20 protein-coding genes are annotated in these 17764 nt (G+C 71.5%); 8 read left to right on the top strand and 12 right to left on the bottom strand.

Annotation, left to right across the window (positions count from 1 at the left end):
• Positions 1–2: 2 nt before the first annotated feature.
• The 4 genes from HUT10_RS40245 to HUT10_RS40230 form a co-directional block, all read right to left on the bottom strand.
• Positions 3–905 (bottom strand): helix-turn-helix transcriptional regulator, encoded by a 903-nt coding sequence (locus HUT10_RS40245; protein ID WP_176175978.1) that lies wholly within the window; start codon positions 903–905, stop codon positions 3–5.
• A 347-nt stretch (positions 906–1252) separates the two neighbouring features.
• Positions 1253–2149: an acyl-CoA thioesterase II gene (gene tesB, locus HUT10_RS40240; RefSeq protein ID WP_176175977.1), complete on the bottom strand. Its 897-nt coding sequence runs from the start codon at positions 2147–2149 to the stop codon at positions 1253–1255.
• A 36-nt stretch (positions 2150–2185) separates the two neighbouring features.
• Entirely contained in the window at positions 2186–3610 is a 1425-nt protein-coding gene (gene pyk, locus HUT10_RS40235) for a pyruvate kinase (protein WP_176175976.1), read from the bottom strand.
• Between the two features lie 93 nt (positions 3611–3703).
• Complete coding sequence (locus tag HUT10_RS40230; protein WP_176175975.1) at positions 3704–4369, bottom strand: DUF2461 domain-containing protein; 666 nt, start codon at positions 4367–4369, stop codon at positions 3704–3706.
• Positions 4370–4431: 62 nt separating this feature from the next.
• On the opposite strand from HUT10_RS40230, the gene HUT10_RS40225 reads away from it, so the two are divergent.
• Positions 4432–4713, top strand: coding sequence for a DUF1801 domain-containing protein (locus HUT10_RS40225; RefSeq protein ID WP_176175974.1), 282 nt, complete (start codon positions 4432–4434; stop codon positions 4711–4713).
• A gap of 49 nt (positions 4714–4762) precedes the next feature.
• Here HUT10_RS40225 and HUT10_RS40220 read toward each other — a convergent pair whose 3' ends face one another.
• Entirely contained in the window at positions 4763–5977 is a 1215-nt protein-coding gene (locus HUT10_RS40220; RefSeq protein ID WP_176175973.1) for a glycoside hydrolase family 18 protein, read from the bottom strand.
• Positions 5978–6133: 156 nt separating this feature from the next.
• Between HUT10_RS40220 and HUT10_RS40215 the strand changes: the two genes are divergently transcribed.
• On the top strand, positions 6134–6433 hold the full coding sequence (locus HUT10_RS40215) for a helix-turn-helix transcriptional regulator (RefSeq protein WP_303247034.1): 300 nt from the start codon (positions 6134–6136) through the stop codon (positions 6431–6433).
• A gap of 4 nt (positions 6434–6437) precedes the next feature.
• On the opposite strand, the gene HUT10_RS40210 is transcribed toward HUT10_RS40215, so the two are convergent.
• Positions 6438–6764 (bottom strand): helix-turn-helix domain-containing protein, encoded by a 327-nt coding sequence (locus HUT10_RS40210; RefSeq protein WP_176175971.1) that lies wholly within the window; start codon positions 6762–6764, stop codon positions 6438–6440.
• A 68-nt stretch (positions 6765–6832) separates the two neighbouring features.
• Here HUT10_RS40210 and HUT10_RS40205 point away from each other — a divergent pair, with 68 nt between their 5' ends.
• Both HUT10_RS40205 and HUT10_RS40200 read left to right on the top strand, forming a co-directional pair.
• Positions 6833–7309, top strand: a complete 477-nt coding sequence (locus HUT10_RS40205; protein ID WP_176175970.1) for a group II truncated hemoglobin — start codon at positions 6833–6835, stop codon at positions 7307–7309.
• Between the two features lie 34 nt (positions 7310–7343).
• On the top strand, positions 7344–8780 hold the full coding sequence (locus HUT10_RS40200; protein ID WP_176175969.1) for an aromatic amino acid ammonia-lyase: 1437 nt from the start codon (positions 7344–7346) through the stop codon (positions 8778–8780).
• Between the two features lie 25 nt (positions 8781–8805).
• Here the strand turns inward: HUT10_RS40200 and HUT10_RS40195 are convergent, their stop codons facing one another.
• Positions 8806–9036, bottom strand: a complete 231-nt coding sequence (locus tag HUT10_RS40195) for a hypothetical protein (protein WP_176175968.1) — start codon at positions 9034–9036, stop codon at positions 8806–8808.
• A gap of 213 nt (positions 9037–9249) precedes the next feature.
• Entirely contained in the window at positions 9250–10275 is a 1026-nt protein-coding gene (locus HUT10_RS40190) for a 6-phosphofructokinase (protein WP_176175967.1), read from the bottom strand.
• Between the two features lie 282 nt (positions 10276–10557).
• Here HUT10_RS40190 and HUT10_RS40185 point away from each other — a divergent pair, with 282 nt between their 5' ends.
• A complete protein-coding gene (locus HUT10_RS40185) occupies positions 10558–11640 on the top strand; it encodes a 3-deoxy-7-phosphoheptulonate synthase (protein ID WP_176175966.1) in 1083 nt (360 codons plus the stop codon).
• Positions 11641–11918: 278 nt separating this feature from the next.
• Here HUT10_RS40185 and HUT10_RS40180 read toward each other — a convergent pair whose 3' ends face one another.
• The gene (locus HUT10_RS40180) at positions 11919–12407 is read right to left on the bottom strand and encodes a polyadenylate-specific 3'-exoribonuclease AS (RefSeq protein ID WP_176175965.1); all 489 of its coding nucleotides are present in this window, start codon (positions 12405–12407) and stop codon (positions 11919–11921) included.
• Positions 12408–12427: 20 nt separating this feature from the next.
• Entirely contained in the window at positions 12428–13189 is a 762-nt protein-coding gene (locus HUT10_RS40175; RefSeq protein WP_176175964.1) for a 1-acyl-sn-glycerol-3-phosphate acyltransferase, read from the bottom strand.
• Between the two features lie 212 nt (positions 13190–13401).
• On the opposite strand from HUT10_RS40175, the gene HUT10_RS40170 reads away from it, so the two are divergent.
• From HUT10_RS40170 to HUT10_RS40160, 3 genes are read left to right on the top strand one after another with little or no spacing between them, the layout of a single operon-like run.
• Complete coding sequence (locus tag HUT10_RS40170) at positions 13402–14169, top strand: carboxylesterase (RefSeq protein WP_176175963.1); 768 nt, start codon at positions 13402–13404, stop codon at positions 14167–14169.
• Positions 14166–14687 carry a hypothetical protein gene (locus HUT10_RS40165; RefSeq protein WP_176175962.1) on the top strand — a complete coding sequence of 174 codons (522 nt, stop codon included), beginning with the start codon at positions 14166–14168 and terminating at the stop codon, positions 14685–14687. The genes HUT10_RS40170 and HUT10_RS40165 overlap by 4 nt, the downstream gene beginning before the upstream one ends.
• Positions 14688–14701: 14 nt before the next feature.
• Positions 14702–15841 carry a glutamate--cysteine ligase gene (locus tag HUT10_RS40160; RefSeq protein WP_176175961.1) on the top strand — a complete coding sequence of 380 codons (1140 nt, stop codon included), beginning with the start codon at positions 14702–14704 and terminating at the stop codon, positions 15839–15841.
• On the opposite strand, the gene HUT10_RS40155 is transcribed toward HUT10_RS40160, so the two are convergent.
• Positions 15838–16680, bottom strand: coding sequence for an NUDIX domain-containing protein (locus HUT10_RS40155; protein ID WP_176175960.1), 843 nt, complete (start codon positions 16678–16680; stop codon positions 15838–15840). The genes HUT10_RS40160 and HUT10_RS40155 overlap by 4 nt on opposite strands.
• Before the next feature lie 133 nt (positions 16681–16813).
• Positions 16814–17752 carry an ROK family protein gene (locus HUT10_RS40150; RefSeq protein ID WP_043783421.1) on the bottom strand — a complete coding sequence of 313 codons (939 nt, stop codon included), beginning with the start codon at positions 17750–17752 and terminating at the stop codon, positions 16814–16816.
• Between the last annotated feature and the right edge of the window lie 12 nt (positions 17753–17764).

The raw sequence follows: 17764 nt of genomic DNA, 5'->3' as shown, positions 1-17764 counted from the left end.
CCTTACTGTGTCCTCGGTTCCGGATGGTGCACCGGAGCCGGTACGGCCGCCTGTTCGGCGAACCGACCGGCCGCCTCGGCGATCATGTCCACCGAGTCGTCCGGTTTCAGTGCGGCGGCGCGCAGATGGTCGAACATCAGCCCGTAGCGCCGCACGTCTGTGGGTTCCTCCAGGTAGAGACCGCTGGACGTGCTGTCGTCGACGTAGACGACGTCCGGGTCGGCCTGCTCGGGGAAGCCCATGATGAGGAAGGGGCCTTCCATGCCGGGGTGCGCGCCGGCCCCGAACGGCACGACCTGGATGGTCACGTTCGGCTTCTCGGCGAGGGCGACCATCCGGTAGAGCTGCTCGGCCATCACTTCGGGGGTGTCGACCACGCGGCGCAGGACGGCCTCGTCCATCACCGCCCAGTACTCCGGCGGCGGGGTCTCCGACAGCAGCTCCTGGCGGGCCATCCGGGCGGCGACGCGGCGGCGGATCTCGGCTTCCTCGGCGTCCGGCCGCAGCGCGCGGATCACCGCGCGGGCGTACCGCTCGGTCTGCAGCAGCCCGGGCACCAGCAGCGCCTGGAACGCGCGCAGCGAGCTGGCGTCGGCTTCGAGGCCGACGAAGGTGCCGGTGAAGACCTCGTTGTAGGCGTGCCACCAGCCGCGCTTGCGGGCCTCCCTGGCCAGCTGGACGAGCGCTTCCTGCTCGTCACCGGTGATGCCGTAGAGGGCAAGCATGTCGCGGGCGTCACGCGGGGTGACCCCGACGTGGCCGGTCTCGATGCGGCTGATCTTCGAAGCCGAGCACTCGAGCTTCTCCCCCACCTCGTCGATGGTGAGATCCGCGGCCTCGCGGAGCCGACGGAGCTCTCCCGCCAGCCTCCGGCGGCGAACCGTGGGGCTCTGTCCCCTTGCCATCGCGGCTCCTCCGGATGTCGAGTGCTACCTGTATCCAACCATCCGGGCGCGGAGTCGGTGGAGCATTAACACCTTCGATTCCGGCACCGGATCTGCAATTTGCAGAATGCTCTTGTATCCTCGCACCCTGCACTGCGTTGGGCGCCTGACAGTCGGCCCGCCGTGGCTACGACCGGCCTCTGAGCAGGGTAGACGATGACCGCGGGAAGTGCCGCGCGATCATCGGGCGAAGGGGTCCGGGGCCGTCCCCCGATCGGTCCCGGCCCCCTCGCCCGGGCCGAATGCCCTTTTCCGACGACGGATATTCGGGCTATTAGTCGCCCGTGCGGGTGATTTCCCGGCGAACTTCACAGGACGCGCAAGAGTCCTTCTTGGACGACCGTCGCGAGCAGCGTGCCGTCCTGGGCGAAGAACCGCCCGGTGGCCAGGCCGCGGGCGCCGGACGCCGTCGGCGAGGCGCTGTCGTAGAGGAACCACTCGTCGGCGCGGAAGGGCCGGTGGAACCACAGCGCGTGGTCGAGGCTGGCGCCGAGCACCTTGTCGGTGTCCCAGTAGACGCCGTGGCGGGCGAGCACCGAGTCCAGCAGCGTCATGTCCGAGGCGTAGGTCAGCACGCAGACGTGCAGCAGCTGCTGGTCCGGCAGCTTCCCGTCGGCCCGCATCCACACCTGGTTGCGGGCGGGCCGCTCGCCGGTCTCGCGGGTGACCCACGGCGGCTCGTTGACGTACCGCAGGTCGATCGGCCGCGGCCGGGCGTGCGCGCCGATCGCGTAGCCCTCGGCGCGCTCCATCAGCGTCGGCAGCGTCTCCGGCGCCGGGATGCCCTCCGGCATGGTTTCGGAGTGCTCGATGCCCGGCTCGTCCTTCTGGAACGACGCCGAGAGCGAAAAGATGGCCTTGCCGTGCTGGATCGCCACGACCCGGCGGGTGGTGAACGACCGGCCGTCGCGGATGCGGTCGACTTCGTACACGATCGGCACGCTCGGGTCGCCGCCGCGGATGAAGTACGCGTGCAGCGAGTGGACCCGGCGTTCCTCGGGGACCGTGCGCCCGGCCGCGACCAGTGCCTGGCCGGCGACCTGCCCGCCGAACACCCGCACCGGCGAGTGGGCGGGCGAGACGCCGCGGAAGATGTTCTCTTCGATCTTCTCCAGGTCGAGCAGCGCGATCAGGCGGTCGAGCACCGGTTGGCCGCCACCGGACAGTTCCGGTTCGGTGGCGGCCGTCCTGGCCATTTCAGTCATGTCAGGACCATACGCACATACTGAGCGGTCGGTCTCTCAAGCGTGGTCGTCTTCACCGAGCCGGTGCACGCGGATCAGGTTGGTCGACCCGACGGTGCCCGGCGGGGAGCCGGCCACGATGACGACCAGGTCGCCCTTCTGGTACTTGCCCATCTCCAGCATGGCGTGGTCGACCTGCTGGATCATCTGGTCGGTCGAGTCCACGAACGGCACGATCCGGGTCGTCGTGCCCCAGGTCATCGACAGCTGGCTGCGGACGCTCTCCTCCGGCGTGAACGCCAGCAGCGGCAGCCGGGTGTGCAGCCGGGCCAGGCGGCGCACGGTGTCACCGGACTGCGTGAAGGCGACGAGAGCCTTCGCGTTCAGCCGCTCGCCGATGTCGCGGGCGGCGTAGGAGATGACGCCGCGCTTGGTGCGCGGGACGTGCGTCAGCGGCGGGACGACCGGCGAGTCGGTCTCGACCGCCTCGATGATCCGGCCCATGGTCTCCACGACCTCGATCGCGTACCGGCCGACCGAGGTCTCACCGGACAGCATCAGCGCGTCGGCGCCGTCGAGCACCGCGTTGGCGACGTCGGAGGCCTCGGCGCGGGTCGGGCGGGAGTTGTTGATCATCGACTCGAGCATCTGCGTCGCGACGATGACCGGCTTCGCGTTCTCGCGGCAGATCTGGATGGCGCGCTTCTGCACCAGCGGGACCTGCTCCAGCGGCAGCTCGACGCCGAGGTCGCCGCGGGCGACCATCACCGCGTCGAAGGCCAGCACGATGGCTTCGAGGTTGTAGACGGCCTCGGGCTTCTCGATCTTGGCCACGACCGGCAGCCTGCCCTTGCCGACCCGGTCCATCACCTGGTGGACCAGGTCGATGTCGGCCGGCGAGCGGACAAAGGACAGGGCGATGAAGTCGACGCCCAGCTCGAGCGCGAACTCGAGGTCTTCGATGTCCTTGTCGGACAGCGCCGGCACGGAGACGTCCATGCCGGGCAGCGAGACGCCCTTGTTGTTGCTGACCGGGCCGCCCTCGGTGACCTCGCAGACCACGTCCGGACCCTCGACGCCCTTGACCACCAGGCCGACCTTGCCGTCGTCGACGAGCAGCCGGTCGCCGGGCTTGGCGTCCTTGGCCAGGCCCTTGTAGGTGGTCGAGACGCGGTCGTGGGTGCCGGCGACGTCCTCGACGGTGATCCGGACGATGTCGCCGTTGTGCCACTCGACCGGCCCGCCGGCGAACGTGCCCAGGCGGATCTTCGGGCCCTGCAGGTCGGCGAGGATGCCCACCGCCCGCCCGCTCTCGGCGGCGGCGGCCCGGATCAGGTCGTAGACCTGCTTGTGGTCGCCGTGGCTGCCGTGGCTGAAGTTCATTCTGGCCACGTCCATGCCGGCATCCACCAGTGCCCGCATCTTCTCCGGGGTCGCGGTGGCGGGGCCCAGGGTACAAACGATCTTCGCGCGTCGGCTCACGTCCACATAGCGTAGACCCTCTCGCCGCGTTCGTCTGTACCGATCCCGAATGTTCAAGAAAGTGTTCAGAAGCCTGCCTGGTCAGGTTCGGCTTCAGCGCCGCGGGCGTTCACTCGGGCCGACCCGGTCGCGGGCCCATTCGTTGAACTCCCTCAGCTGCCGCCAGGCCTTGCGGACCCGGTCGAACGCACCCCGCTCGTGCAGGACGTCGTCGGGCTCCCAGCCGCGCACCGCGTACACCGAGCGGTAACGCAGCAGGTCCAGCCGCGGGTGGTCGGCGTCGAACCCGCGCGGCTTCGACTTGAGCCGGTCGCCCTTGACCTCCCAGCCGGCCCGTTCGAGCTTGGCGAGGATCTTGCGGAGGGCCTCGCCGTGCAGCTCCGTGTCGACGGCCGCGCGGAACCGGGCGACCTGGTCGGAGGCGAGGTAGAAGCAGCCGCCGCCGACGCGCAGGCCCGCCGGCCCGACCTCGACGTAGTAGGCGCCGCCGCCGCGGCCCTGCTCGATCACCCCGCCGCAGTGGGTCTTGTACGGCGTCTTGTCCTTGGCGAAGCGGACGTCCCGGTAGGGGCGGAACACCTTGGGCTCGCCGAAGCCGTCGGAGAACTCGGGGGCGAGCTCGGCCAGCAGGGCTTCCATCGGGGCGCGGACGTCGGACTTGTAGGTCTCGACGTGGTCGTCCCAGTAGGGCTTGGAGTTGTCTTCCACGAGGCCGTCGAAGAAGTCGACGGCGTACTCGCCGAATCCGCTGAACTTCACGGAGAGGACCCTAATCGCGAGGACCGACGGTTTTGCCGGTCCCCCGGCGTACCGTCCCGGCCATGCGCACCACGTCGAAGACCCACGAGGAGTACTTCGCCGCGCTCGCCGAGCCGCGGCAGGGTGAGCTGCGGGCGCTGCACGCGCTCATCCGGGAGTCGGCGCCGGACCTGGCGCCGACGATGGAGTTCGGCATGCCCGGGTACGGCCGCTACCACTACCGCTACGCCTCGGGCCGCGAAGGCGACGCGGCGACCGTGTCGCCGGCGAGCAACAAGAACGCCATCTCGCTCTACGAACTGCTGCGCGCCGCGGCGGCGACGCCTCCCGCTGGAGCGGTGTGAATCCCGGTGCGGCCGGCGTTCCGCGCACGGCCGGCCGCACCGGGGAGCACTACTTCGCGACGGCGGTGATCAGCTCGCCGTTCGTGGTGTCGCCGGACAGCTCCCAGAACATCGCGCCGCCCAGGCCCTGGGTCTTCGCGTAGGAGATCTTGCCCGCGATCGTCGACGGCGTGTCGTAGCTCCACCAGTTGCTGCCGCACTTGGCGTACGCGGTGCCGGCGACCGTGCCGGTCGACGGGCAGGACGTCTTCAGCACCTTGTAGTCCTCGATGCCCTGCTCGTACTTGCCAGGCGCCGGGCCGGTCGCCGTGCCGCCCGGGGCGCTCTGGGTGACGCCGGTCCAGCCGCGGCCGTAGAACCCGATGCCCAGCAGCAGCTTGCCCGCCGGGACGCCCTTGCTCTTGAGCTTCTGGATCGCCGCGTCGGAGTAGAAGCCGGCGGTCGGGATGCCCGAGTACGACGTGAGCGGCGAGTGCGGGGCCGTCGGGCCCTGCGCCGCCCAGGCGCCGAAGTAGTCGTAGGTCATCACGTTGTACCAGTCGACGTACTGCGCGGCGCCGCCGTAGTCGGCCGCGTCGATCTTGCCGCCGCTGGTGCCGTCGGCGGTGATCGCCGCGGTGACCAGCTTCGAGCCGAACTTCGCCCGCAGGGCCTGGAGGAGGTTCTTGAACGCCGCCGCGCCGCTGGTGTCGCAGCTCAGGCCGCAGGCGTTCGGGTACTCCCAGTCGATGTCGATGCCGTCGAAGACACCGGCCCAGCGCGGGTCGTTGACCAGGTTGTAGCAGGAGTTCGCGAACGCGGCCGGGTTCTTCGCGGCCTGCCCGAAGCCGCCCGACCAGGTCCAGCCGCCGAAGGACCAGATGACCTTCAGGCCCGGGTGCTTGGCCTTGAGCTTCTTGAGCTGGTTGAAGCTGCCGGCCAGCGGCTGGTCCCAGGTGTCGGCGACGCCGTCGACGCTGCCCGCCGCGTCGTAGGTCTTCTGGTAGTCGGCGTAGGCGTCGCCGATCGCGCAGCCGCCGTTCGTCACGTTGCCGAAGGCGTAGTTGATGTGGGTCAGCTTGCTCGCCGAGCCCGACGTCTCGATGTTCTTGACGTGGTAGTTGCGGTCGTAGACACCCCATTCGGTGAAGTAACCGACCACCTTGCCGACGGACGCATCGGTCGCCGCGGCGGCCACCGGTGCCGTCGCGCCGCCCGCGACGAGGCCCGCCGCGGCCGCCACGGCCAGCAGCGCTGAGAAGCTCTTCCTGCGGAAACGGGACATCGTTCTCCCTCCGGGGAATTACTCACGGCTTCGGTGCCGGAGTGGTGGGGACCACACTCACCGTAAGTGGACTAGACCACTAGGTCAATGGTTCAGACCATGCCCGATCCACATTCCTTGACAGCAATATGCCCGGCGGAGCACATTTCGGGGGTGATGCAGACTTTCGACGTCCTCGCCGAGCCGCGGCGCCGGACCATCCTCGACCTGCTGCGCGACGGCGAGCGTTCGGTCGGCGAGCTGGTCGAGCAGCTCGAGCTCAGCCAGCCCGCGGTGTCCAAGCACCTGCGGGTGCTGCGCGAAGCCGGCCTGGTGACCGTGCGGGTCGCGGCGCAGCGGCGGTGCTACGCGCTGCGCCCGGAGCCGCTGGCCGAGGTCGACGCCTGGCTGGCGCCCTACCGCCGCTTCTGGTCCGGCCGGCTGGACGCGCTGGAGCGCCGTCTCGACGAGACCTGAGCGGTCACCCGAAGCTGATGCCGCGCTCCGCCGCGCGGCGCTCGCCCCACTCGTACAGCGCGGTCAACGCCGGGCGCAGCTCCGCCCCCACCTCGGTCAGGTGGTACTCGACGTGCGGGACGCGGCCGTCGAACTCCTCGCGGCGCACGAGGCCGTCCGCCGCCAGCTCGCGCAGCTGCTGGGTCAGCATCTTCTCGCTGACCGACGGCATCCGGCGCCGCAGCTCGCCGTAGCGGTGGGCGCCCTCCTTGAGGTGGGCCAGGATCACCGGCTTCCACTTCCCGCCGATCAGGTCGACCGCCAGCTCCGTCGCGCAGTGGTACCGCTTCATCCCATTCCCCCTACGCACCGGAAAGTACGTGGTTGCCCGGCCGGGGCCCCCACTGGTTGCCTGATCCGGTGATCGTGCCAAAAACCACGCCGACCCTCTACGAATGGGCCGGCGGTCACGAGGCCCTCGTGAAGCTGCTGACCGTCTTCTACGGCCACGTCCTCGAAGACCCGCTGCTCGAACCGGTCTTCCGCGACATGGACCCGCACCACGCCGAACACGTCGCCGTCTGGCTGGGCGAGGTCTTCGGCGGCCCGGCCGAGTACTCCGCGAGCCACGGCGGGCACGCCCACATGATCGGCCGCCACCTCGGCCGCGGGATCACCGAGCAGCAGCGCCGCCGGTGGGTGAACCTGCTGCTCGACGCCGCCGACGAGGCCGGGCTGCCGGGCGACCCCGAGTTCCGCGCCGCCTTCGCCGGCTACCTCGAGTGGGGCAGCCGGCTGGCCGTGCTCTTCTCGGCGCCCGGCGCCGAGCCGAACCTGCACGAACCGGTCCCGCACTGGGACTGGCCGGTACCGCCCTGGCAGCCGCCGTCGCCCTAGCTTCATAGTGTGGGCAGTCGGAAGGAGGCTGCCGGTGATCCGAGTGGACGGCCGGACCCTGCGCTGCGCGGACGTCGTGACCGCGGCGCGCACCGAGGGCCCCCTGGGCATCGACGTCTCGATCGCCGCGCTGCGGAACGCCGAGCACGCCTGGAAGCTCGCCGAAGAACTGAGCACCCGGCGGGTCGTCTACGGCCGCACCACCGGCGTCGGGGCCAACAAGGACGACACCGTCGAAAGCTCCGTCGAGCACGGCCTGCGGCTGCTGCGCAGCCACGCGGGCGGCAGCGGTGACGAGCTGCCGCCGGGCCAGGTCCGGGCGATGCTGCTGATCCGGCTGAACCAGCTGCTGGCCGGCCGGTCCGGGATCAGCCCCGAGCTGATCGGCGCGCTGGCCGAAGCCGTCCGCACCGGGGCGTTGCCGCTGGTGCACCGGCTCGGCGCGATCGGCACCGGCGACCTGGCCCCGCTGGCCGAGGCGGCGCTGGCGCTCACCGGCGAACGGCCGTGGGTCACCGGGCACGTGCCGCCGGTGCCGGTGCGGGCGGGTGACGCGCTGGCGTTCATGAGCAGCAACGCCGCGACGCTCGCCGAAGCGACCCTCGCGGCGATGCGGCTGAACACGCTGACCCGCGCGAGCCACGCCGTCGCGGCGCTGACGTACGTCGCGCTCGACGGCAACCCCGAGGCGTACGCGACACCGGTGCACGAAGCGCGCCCGCACGCGGGGCAGGTCGCCTGCGCGGCCGAGATGCGGCGCCTGCTGGGCATGCACCAGACGCCGAAGCCGGGACGGCGGATCCAGGACCCGTTCGGGTTGCGGGCGTTCCCGCAGGTCCAGGGCCCGGCGCTGGACGCGATCCACTACCTGCGGGACGTGCTCGCCGTGGAGATCAACGCGAGCACCGAGAACCCGATGATCTCGACCGTGCACAACGACGCCTACCACCACGCGCACTTCCACACCGCGTACGTGTCGACGGCGCTGGACCAGGCGCGGGCGACCGTGCACCAGGTGGCGGAGCTGTCGGTGGCGCGCCTGGGCGACCTGGTGGAGCCGGAGTTCACCGGCCTGCGGCCGTTCCTCGCGGCGGGGCCGCCGGGCAGCTCGGGCGTGATGATCCTGGAGTACGTGGCGCACGACGCGCTGACCGAGCTGCGTCAGGCGGCCCTGCCGGCCACGCTCGGCACGGCGGTCGTCTCCCGCGGCATCGAGGACCACGCGAGCTTCTCGACCCAGGCGGCCCGAGCGGCGACCGCGGCCTGCGCGGCCTACCAGCAGGTTTTGGCGTGCGAGCTGGTGGCGGCGGTCCGCGCCCTGCGGATGCGCGAGGCCGACCTGGTGGAGCTGCCGGTCCGGGACGCCTTCGACGCGGCGGCCGCCGTGCTGTCCGGAAGCCTCGACGACCGGCCGCTGACCGAGGACATCGCCGCCGCCGGCGGTGTCCTGGAGGAGCTGGCCCGGATCTAGCGTGCACCCGGACCGCCCGATTCGCTCAGCTGCTGCGCGACTTCGCCGGGCCCGCCGGGCTTCCGGCGGCCGGTGACCTGGCCCGGAAGCGGGCCGAGCTGCTCGCGGCCACGGCTCGTCCCCGGCCGCGGCACCGGCGCGCGATGTGGGGCGGGGTCACCGCGGCCGGGCTCGCCGCGGCGGTCGCCGCCGTCGTCGTGCTCACGCCCACCGACACCGCGGTCTCCCCGCCGCCCGAGCCCGAACCGGTGCGCATCCTGCACGCCGCGGCCGCTAAGGCCCGCGCCCAGCCGGACCTCGTCCCGCGGCCGGACCAGTTCGTGTACACGAAGCGACGGCATGCTCGCCTACCTCGGCTCCGGGACGGGCGCGGTGGTGAGCCAGGGCATCGTCGACGCGGTGCGGCAGCGGCGCTGAACGCGCGAAGGGCCACCCCGGAAGCACCCGGGGCGGCCCTTCGCCGGAGAACTCAGCCGAAGAAGACTTCGGCTTCCTGGTAGCGCTCGACCGGGACCGTCTTCAGCTCGGCCGTCGCCTCGGACAGCTTCACGCGGACGATGTCCGTGCCCTTCAGCGCCACCATCACGCCGAAGTCGCCGTCGGCCACCGCGTCGACCGCGTGGAGGCCGAAGCGGGTGGCGAGGACGCGGTCGTAGGCCGTCGGGGTGCCGCCGCGCTGGACGTGGCCCAGGACCACCGCGCGGGACTCCTTGCCGGTGCGGTGGGCGATCTCGTCGGCCAGCCAGGTGCCGATGCCGCCGAGGCGGACGTGCCCGAAGGCGTCCTTCTCGCCGGTGAGCAGCTTCTCCTCGCCGCCCTCCGGGAGCGCGCCCTCGGCGACGACGATGATCGGCGCGTACTCCTTCTCGAAGCGGCTCTCGACGTAGGAGACGACCTGGTCGACGTTGAAGTGCTTCTCCGGCACCAGGATGACGCTCGCGCCGCCGGCCAGGCCGGAGTGCAGCGCGATCCAGCCGGCGTGCCGGCCCATGACCTCGACGACGAGGGCGCGGTGGTGCGACTCGGCCGTGGTGTGCAGCCGGTCGATCGCCTCGGTCGCGATGGAGACCGCGGTGTCGAAGCCGAAGGTGTAGTCGGTGGCGCCCAGGTCGTTGTCGATCGTCTTCGGTACACCGACGACGCCGACGCCGTCGTCGGTCAGCCGCTTCGCGACGCCGAGGGTGTCCTCGCCGCCGATCGCGACCAGCGCGTCGACACCCTGGTCGGCCAGGACCTGCTTGATCTTGTCGACACCGCCCTCGACCTTGTACGGGTTGGTGCGCGAGGACCGCAGGATGGTGCCGCCGCGGGTGAGGATGTCCTCGACGTCGTTCAGGCCCAGGGGGCGGCTGTCGCCGGTGAGCGGGCCGTTCCAGCCGTTGCGGAAGCCCACGAAGTCCCAGCCGTGCACCTCGATGCCCTTGCGCACCACGGCGCGGATCACCGCGTTGAGCCCCGGGCAGTCGCCGCCGCCGGTCAGCACACCGACACGCATGAGAAGCCTCCGTCTGTTCTCGGGAGATGACAGTCACATTTCGTCAGACGTCAGCGTAGCGGCTCTCGTCTTGATCGGTGCAGCCCGTACCACCTGCCGGATCGGTCCGCGTGACGGCTGTGCTACGTTGATGCGCATGCAGCGCTATTTCTGGTTTACGAAGCCGGCCCCGGGTGGGCACGGCGGCGTGAACCTGCGCTGACCTCCACCCCGAGCCGGATTTCCCACCGGCTCGGCGAGTCCCCCGCGGGTCGGTGTCCACCAGGAAGGAACACCCCCGCCATGACGCTCTCCGCCGGACCGGCCACCATCGGTGACCTCGACGCCGCGCGCACCACGTCGATCAGTCCGCTCATTTCGCCCGCGCTGCTGCGCGAAGACCATCCGGTCGACGCCGCGGTGGCGAAGGTGGTGCGCCAGGGCCGTGCCGAAACGGTCGACATCCTCGAAGGCCGCGACGACCGGCTGCTCGTGGTGGTCGGCCCGTGCTCGGTCCACGACCCGGAAGCGGCACTGGACTACGCGCGCCGGCTGTCGGCGAAGGCCGAACAGCTGCGCGGCGAGCTGCACATCGTGATGCGGGTGTACTTCGAGAAGCCGCGCACGACGCTGGGCTGGAAGGGCCTGATCAACGACCCGGACCTGGACGGCACGTTCGCGGTCAACAAGGGCCTGCGGCTGGCCCGCAGGCTGCTGCTCGACGTGTCGGCGCTCGGGCTGCCGGTGGGGTGCGAGTTCCTGGACCCGATCACGCCGCAGTTCATCGCGGACATCGTGACGTGGGGTTCGATCGGCGCCCGGACGGCGGCCAGCCAGGTGCACCGCCAGCTGTGCAGCGCGCTGTCGATGCCGGTGGGCATCAAGAACTCGACGGAGGGCGACGTCCAGGTGGCGATCGACGCCACCCGCGCGGCGGCGGCGAGCCACGTGTTCCCCGGCATCAACACGGATGGTCTGGCGGCCCTGCTGACGACGTCGGGCAACCCGGACTGCCACGTGATCCTGCGCGGCCACAACGGCGGCCCCAACTACGACGCGGCAACGGTCGCGGACACGCTGGCGCGCCTGGCGAAGGCGGGGCTGCCGGAGCGGGTGATCATCGACGCTTCCCACGGCAACAGCGGCAAGGACCACGTGCGGCAGGGTGTGGTGGTTTCCGAGCTGGCTGCGCGGATCGCTGCCGGGGAGCGCGGGATTTCCGGCCTGATGATGGAGAGCTTCCTGGCGGGTGGGCGGCAGGAGCTGTCGCTGGGGCACGCTTCGGAGCTGACCTACGGGCAGTCGATCACGGACGCCTGCCTGGCGTGGGACGACACCGCGCCGCTGCTGGACGAGCTGGCCTCGGCGGTCCGGGCGCGCCGCTGAGAGGTCCCCGGCCTGGGGGTCCCCGGTTTTTACGTTACCGGGGACCCCCGACAATTCCGGGCCGTGCGCCCCGAGGCGGCCTTGGCTGCGTCTTGCGCACCGAAGGCCGCATTGGGGCGTTCCGGGGCGGGGTCAGTCCAGCGGACGGCGGAAAGTGTCGGTGCCTGCCGGTAGCGTGGAAAACGGGGGGCGCCCCCGCGGCCGGCGGGTCAGCGCCTGGCGTTCCGCGGCGGCCGCGCGGTCAGTGCCCGGCGGCCGGCAGGTCAGCGGCCAGCGAGTCAGCGCCGCGGGAAGTACTCCTCGATGACTTCCCACCGGGCCAGGTTGTGCTTGGCGTCCGCCAGCGCGTCGTGCTGGTCGGTCGGCGCCGCGGGCAGCTTCGGCTTGCCCGCGTCCTCCCACCGCTGGCGCAGATCCCGCGTGAACCGCGGCAACTGCCGGGGCAACGCCGGCATCGGGCCCCACAGCTGGGCCAGCGCCACGTGGTCGTACGCGGCGAACCACGCCCACAGCTCGATCCCGCCCGGCGGCTTCCCGAAGAACTCCAGCAGGTCGGTGCGGATCTTCTCCCGGCTCCGCCACGCTCGGTCAGCCGGCGACGGGAGCTTGTCCAGGACGTTGTCCCGGACCCACGGCCCCGCCTTCGAAGGGTCGAACTCCGTCGACACCGCGTAGAACTCGCGGCCCCGCTCGTCGACGACACCGATGGAAACCAGGTCGATCGTCACGCCGTCTTCGATGAACTCGGTGTCGTAGAAAAAACGCACTGGTGAACAGTAGTGGTGGCTCAGCCGACCTTGGAATCGGGCACCCGGGCCGCGTCGCGCGCGGACGGCTGGGCGGGCACCGCGGGCTTGACCCCGGCCGCCTCCGCCGCCAGGAGCTCCTTGGCCTTGGCCGCGTAGATGTCCACGTACTCCTGGCCGGACAGTTCCATCAGGGCGTACATGATCTCGTCGGTGATCGACCGCTCGATGAACCGGTCACCCGCGAGACCCTCGTAACGCGAAAAATCGAGGGGCTTGCCGAAGCGGACCTCGAGGCGGCGGGGCCACCACATCTTCGAGCCGATCGGGTTGACCTTGTCCGTGCCGATCATCGCCACCGGGACCACCACGCCGCCGGACTCCAGGGCGATCCGGGCGACGCCCGTCTTGCCCTTGTACAGGCGGCCGTCCGGGGAGCGGGTGCCCTCCGGGTAGATCCCGAGCAGGTGGCCTTCGCGCACCAGGCGGGTCGCCGTGTCCAGCGCGGCCTGGGCGGCGTTGCCGCCGGAACGGTCGATCGGGAACTGGCCGACGCCGGTGAAGAACCACTTCTTGAGCGTGCCCTTGAAGCCGGGCTCGGTGAAGTACTCGGACTTGGCCGGGAAGGTCACCTTGCGCTTGACCCGCAGCGGCATGAAGAACGAGTCCGCGACCGCCAGGTGGTTGCCGGCCAGGATCGCGCCGCCGGACTCGGGGATGTTCTCCGCGCCGACGACCTTGGTCGGCCACAGCGTCTTGAGCAGCGGTCCGAGGAACACCCACTTCATGAGCCAGTACAGCACCGGTGCCTCAGTCCTCCATCGCAGCCGCAGCCCCTGTTCCCCGAGACGAACAGCCTACGAACACCGGCGGCCGCCGCACAACGCAGACCACCCGGTTACCGCTTCGGCAGCGATCGATCTCACAGCGAATTCCGGGCCCGGGCGGAGCCCCACAAGGTCCGCCGGGCGTGAGAGCATGGACGGACTGCACCGCTCACACGGAAGGCGATCGCATGGGCGTGCTCGCCGGCGCGGAACCGTTCGGCCACACCGGTTCGGCCGAGACCGGGTTCCTGCTCTGCCACGGGTTCACCGGTACCCCGGCGAGCATGCGGGCCTGGGGTGACCACCTGGCCGGGGCCGGGTTCACGGTGCGCTGCCCGCTGCTGCCGGGCCACGGCACCCGCTGGCCGGACCTCAACCGCACGACGTGGGAGGACTGGTACGGCGCCGTCCGCGAGGCCCTGCTCGCGCTGCTGGCCACGTGCCGGACCGTCTTCGTCGGCGGTCTGTCCATGGGCGGCACGCTGACCCTGCGCCTCGCCGAGGAGTTCGGCGACCGGATCGCCGGGATCGTCCTGGTCAACCCGTCGGTGACGCGGCTGAAGTGGGACACGAAGCTGCTGCCCGTGCTGGGCCGGATCGTGCCGTCGGTGCCGGCGATCGCGAACGACATCAAGAAGCCGGGCGAGACGGAGCTGGCCTACCCGCGCACGCCGGTGCGGGCCGCGGCGAGCCTGGCGAAGCTGTGGGCCGTCGTGCGCGCCGACCTGGCGAAGGTGACGCAGCCGGTGCTGCTGCTGCACTCGTCGGTCGACCACGTCGTCGAGCCGGTGAACTCGCAGCTGGTGCTCCGGGGCGTCTCGAGCACCGACGTCACCGAGGTCGTGCTGGAGAACAGTTACCACGTGGCGACGCAGGACAACGACGCCGAAGTGATCTTCACGCGCAGCGTCGAGTTCGCGAAGGCGCACGCCGCCCAGCCGGAGGAGTCCGCATGAGCCGGGGGAAGGACGGGCCGGAGGACGTCGACGCGACGTTCGCCGAGATCGTCGCCGACCTGCGTGCCGGCGGGTTCGGGCTCCCCGAAGAGGACACCGCGGACGCTGAAGACACCGGCGACAAGGCCGGGGCGGCCGGGGCCGGGCCGGAGTCGCGCAAGACGCCGGAGCGGCCCGCCGAGCCGCCTGCCGTGGAGACGCCGGAGCCCGGCTGGCGCTCCGGGGGCACGTCGTGGGACACCACGATGTTCTCCGACGACCCGGCGGACGACGACGAGCACTACATCCCGCCGGAGCCGCCGCCGCTGCCCCGGCCGAAGCTGGGCGCGTTCCTCATCCTGCTGCTGTTCCTGGCCGGGCTGTTCCTGCTGATCCTGCCGGGCGCGATCGGCGTCGGCCCGACGGTGGCGACGCCGCTGGGGATCCTCGCGCTCGCGACGGCGATCGCGCTGCTGCTGCTCCGCGTCCGCCAGGGGCCGCCGCCGGGTGCGGATCCCAGCAACGGCGCCCAGGTCTGACCCCGAGCACGGCGATGAACATCGAGTTCAGTCCCTCGCGCCGGTCGACCGTCGGCGCGGAATGGGAGCTCGGCCTGGTCGACCGCCGCAGCGGCGAGCTGTCCTCGGTCGCGGAGCAGATCCTGGAGGCCGTCCGGCCCGACGGGCAGGCGGAGCACCCCAAGATCAAGCAGGAGCTGCTGCTCAACACGATCGAGATCATCACCGGCGTCTGCGACACGATCGCGGAGGTCAAGGCCGACCTGAACGACTCGCTCGACGTCGTGCACGGCGTCGCCGACCCGCTCGGCGTGGAGATGTTCTCGGCCGGGACGCACCCGTTCTCGAACTGGTACCAGCAGAAGGTCACCGACAAGGAGCGCTACGCCAAGCTGATCGACCGCACCCAGTGGTGGGGGCGGCAGATGCTGATCTACGGCGTGCACATCCACGTCGGGGTCGACCACCGCGACAAGGTGCTGCCGGTGCTGGACGCGCTGCTCAACTACGCGCCGCACCTGCAGGCGCTCTCGGCGTCTTCGCCGTACTGGGGCGCCGAGGACACCGGGTACGCGTCGAACCGGGCGCTGATGTTCCAGCAGCTGCCGACGGCCGGGCTGCCGTTCCAGTTCCGGAAGTGGGCGGAGCTGGAGAGCTACGTCGAGGACATGTTCACCACCGGCGTGATCGACAGCTTCTCGGAGATCCGCTGGGACATCCGGCCGGCGCCGCACCTGGGCACGATCGAGATGCGCGTCTGCGACGGCCTGCCGACGCTGGAGGAGGTCGGCGCGATCGCGGCGCTGACGCAGTGCCTGGTGGACGACTTCGTCGAGCGGCTCGAAGACGGCGAAATCCTGCCGACGCTGCCGCCGTGGCACGTCCAGGAGAACAAGTGGCGCGCGGCCCGCTACGGCACCGACGCGATCATCATCCTGGACGCGGCCGGGCGGGAGCGGCTGGTCACCGACGACGTGGCCGACCTGCTGGACCGGCTGGAGCCGGTGGCTCGGCGGCTGGACTGCGTGGCTGAGCTGCGGGACGTCGAGACGATCCTGCGGTACGGGCCGAGCTACCGGCGGCAGCGCGCGGTCGCGGAGCAGCACAAGGGGAGCCTGAAGGCCGTGATGGCGTCCCTCGTGGCCGAGATGCGCGATGGGATCGCGCGCGGCTAGAGCCGGTCGAGCTGCGTGCGGAGCGTGCCGGGGCCGAGGATCGCCGCGCCGTGGGCTTCCACGCGGCGGCGGAGTTCGCGGTCGGCGGTCGCCACCAGGACTTTGGCCTGCTGCTGTGCGACGACCTCGACGATCTTGGAGTCACCGTCGGTGTCGGCGGCAACGACCTCGACGCCTTCGGTCCCGGTGACGTGCTTGGCCTTGCCTTCGACGACCAGGATGATCCGCGGCCACCAGGTCACGGCGGGGTCGTCCGGGTCCGGCACGCCGGCTTCGGCGAGCTTGGCGAGCTGGTCGCGGAGGCGCTCGGCGGCGCCGTGGCGATCCCGCCACCAGCCGTCCGGCCGCGAGCCGACGACGTTGGCGCCGTCGACGACGAGGACGAGCTCCTGCCCGAGACGCCCGCGCAGGTCCGGCCAGGCGGCGGCGAAGTCGCGGTGGAGGGGGTAACCGGGGACGTCGTCGGGGTCCACCCAGCGCACCTCCGCACTTTCGGTGTTGGCGACCCGCGCCTCGGCGCCGGCGGCCAGGGCGAGGACGGTCGTGTAGCTCCAGTTCCCATGGTCCACCACGGACGCCGAGACCGCGCGGAAGGCCGCGGCGGGGACGGAGGCTTCTTCGAAGGCTTCGCGGGCGGCGGCGCCCACGGCGGTCTCGCCGGCCTCGATGGCCCCGCCGGGCAGCGCCCAGGTGCGGCCGTGGTGCACCCACCAGGCGCGGCGCTGCAGGAGGACACCGCGGGCGGGATCGACGAGCAGCAGGCCGGCGGCGCCGTAGCGGCCCCAGTGCAGGTGCCCGCAGGAACACTTGACGAAGACGCTCGCGGTGGGGGCACTCACCCGGTCAGCCTGTCACAGGTCGGTGGTGGATCGCCGGTCGTCGCGGGGGGGTCGGCTGCGGGTCGGTCTGTTCGGCACGGCTGCTCCGCCCGCTTCGGCTGCTCCGCCCGCCATCCACAACCGATCACCCCGGTCAGACCGGCGTCTTCGCCGCCTCCAGAGCCAGCGCCGCCGCGCCCACGATTGCCGTGTCGTCGCCCAGGTGGGCCGTCCTTATCCGGGCCAACGGCCGGTGGCGCGCCCCCGTGATCGCTCCCGCGTAGTGCTCCCGGGCCTCGTCCAGGAACAGCGGGGCCGACTCCGACACCCCTCCCCCGATCACGATGATCTCCGGGTCGAACACGTCCGCCACCAGCGCCAGCCCCTCGCCCAGCCACTTGGCCAGCTCCGCCATCGCCAGCTGCGCGATCGGGTCTCCGTCACGCGCCGCCCCCGCGACCCGGCGGCCCGTCACCGAGCCAGGGTCGCCCGCCACCTGCGGGGCCAGCACCGTCGACCGGCCCGGGTGCCGGGCCAGGAGCTCCACCGCCGTCGCCGCCAACGCCGTTCCGCTGCAATAACGCTCCCAGCAGCCGTACTTGCCGCACGGGCACGGGCGGCCGCCGCGGACCACCGTCAAGTGGCCCAGCTCCGGGGCCACGCCGTACGCGCCCCGATACAGCTTGCCGTCCAGGAGCAGGCCCGCTCCGATGCCCGTTCCCAGGGCCACCAGGGCCGCCACCTGGGCGCCGCGGGCCGCTCCGAAGCGGTGCTCGCCCACTATCGCCGAATTGACGTCGTGCTCCAGCAGCACCGGCAGGCCGACGCGCTTCTCGATCCGGTCCGCCACCGGGGCGCCGCGCCAAGCCAGGTGGGGCGCGAACATCACCGACCGGCGGTCGCGGGCCACGAAACCCGCCACCGCCAGGCCGACCCCGGCCACGTCGTGGCGGTTGCGCAGGTCCTCGACCACCCCGGCGATCGCGTCCTCGAGGGCGCCCTCTTCGGTCGGTGTCGCCACCCTGGCCGTGTCGAGCAGGGAGCCGCGCTCATCCACCACGCCGGCCCGGATGCTCGTCCCGCCGACGTCCACCCCTATCGTCCG

Origin of the sequence: Amycolatopsis sp. Hca4 (assembly GCF_013364075.1) — a bacterium.
Lineage (GTDB): Bacteria > Actinomycetota > Actinomycetes > Mycobacteriales > Pseudonocardiaceae > Amycolatopsis.
This window is presented reverse-complemented; position numbering and strand designations above follow the sequence as displayed.

Coding starts and splice junctions, on each gene's coding strand:
- HUT10_RS40245 (WP_176175978.1), bottom strand. CDS start 905: ATGGCAAGGGGACAGAGCCCCACGGTTCGCCGCCGGAGGCTGGCGGGA.
- tesB (WP_176175977.1), bottom strand. CDS start 2,149: ATGACTGAAATGGCCAGGACGGCCGCCACCGAACCGGAACTGTCCGGT.
- HUT10_RS40225 (WP_176175974.1), top strand. CDS start 4,432: ATGCGCACCACGTCGAAGACCCACGAGGAGTACTTCGCCGCGCTCGCC.
- HUT10_RS40220 (WP_176175973.1), bottom strand. CDS start 5,977: ATGTCCCGTTTCCGCAGGAAGAGCTTCTCAGCGCTGCTGGCCGTGGCG.
- HUT10_RS40215 (WP_303247034.1), top strand. CDS start 6,134: ATGCAGACTTTCGACGTCCTCGCCGAGCCGCGGCGCCGGACCATCCTC.
- HUT10_RS40210 (WP_176175971.1), bottom strand. CDS start 6,764: ATGAAGCGGTACCACTGCGCGACGGAGCTGGCGGTCGACCTGATCGGC.
- HUT10_RS40195 (WP_176175968.1), bottom strand. CDS start 9,036: ATGCGCACCGGTTCGGGCTCGGGCGGCGGGGAGACCGCGGTGTCGGTG.
- HUT10_RS40190 (WP_176175967.1), bottom strand. CDS start 10,275: ATGCGTGTCGGTGTGCTGACCGGCGGCGGCGACTGCCCGGGGCTCAAC.
- HUT10_RS40185 (WP_176175966.1), top strand. CDS start 10,558: ATGACGCTCTCCGCCGGACCGGCCACCATCGGTGACCTCGACGCCGCG.
- HUT10_RS40170 (WP_176175963.1), top strand. CDS start 13,402: ATGGGCGTGCTCGCCGGCGCGGAACCGTTCGGCCACACCGGTTCGGCC.
- HUT10_RS40165 (WP_176175962.1), top strand. CDS start 14,166: ATGAGCCGGGGGAAGGACGGGCCGGAGGACGTCGACGCGACGTTCGCC.
- HUT10_RS40160 (WP_176175961.1), top strand. CDS start 14,702: ATGAACATCGAGTTCAGTCCCTCGCGCCGGTCGACCGTCGGCGCGGAA.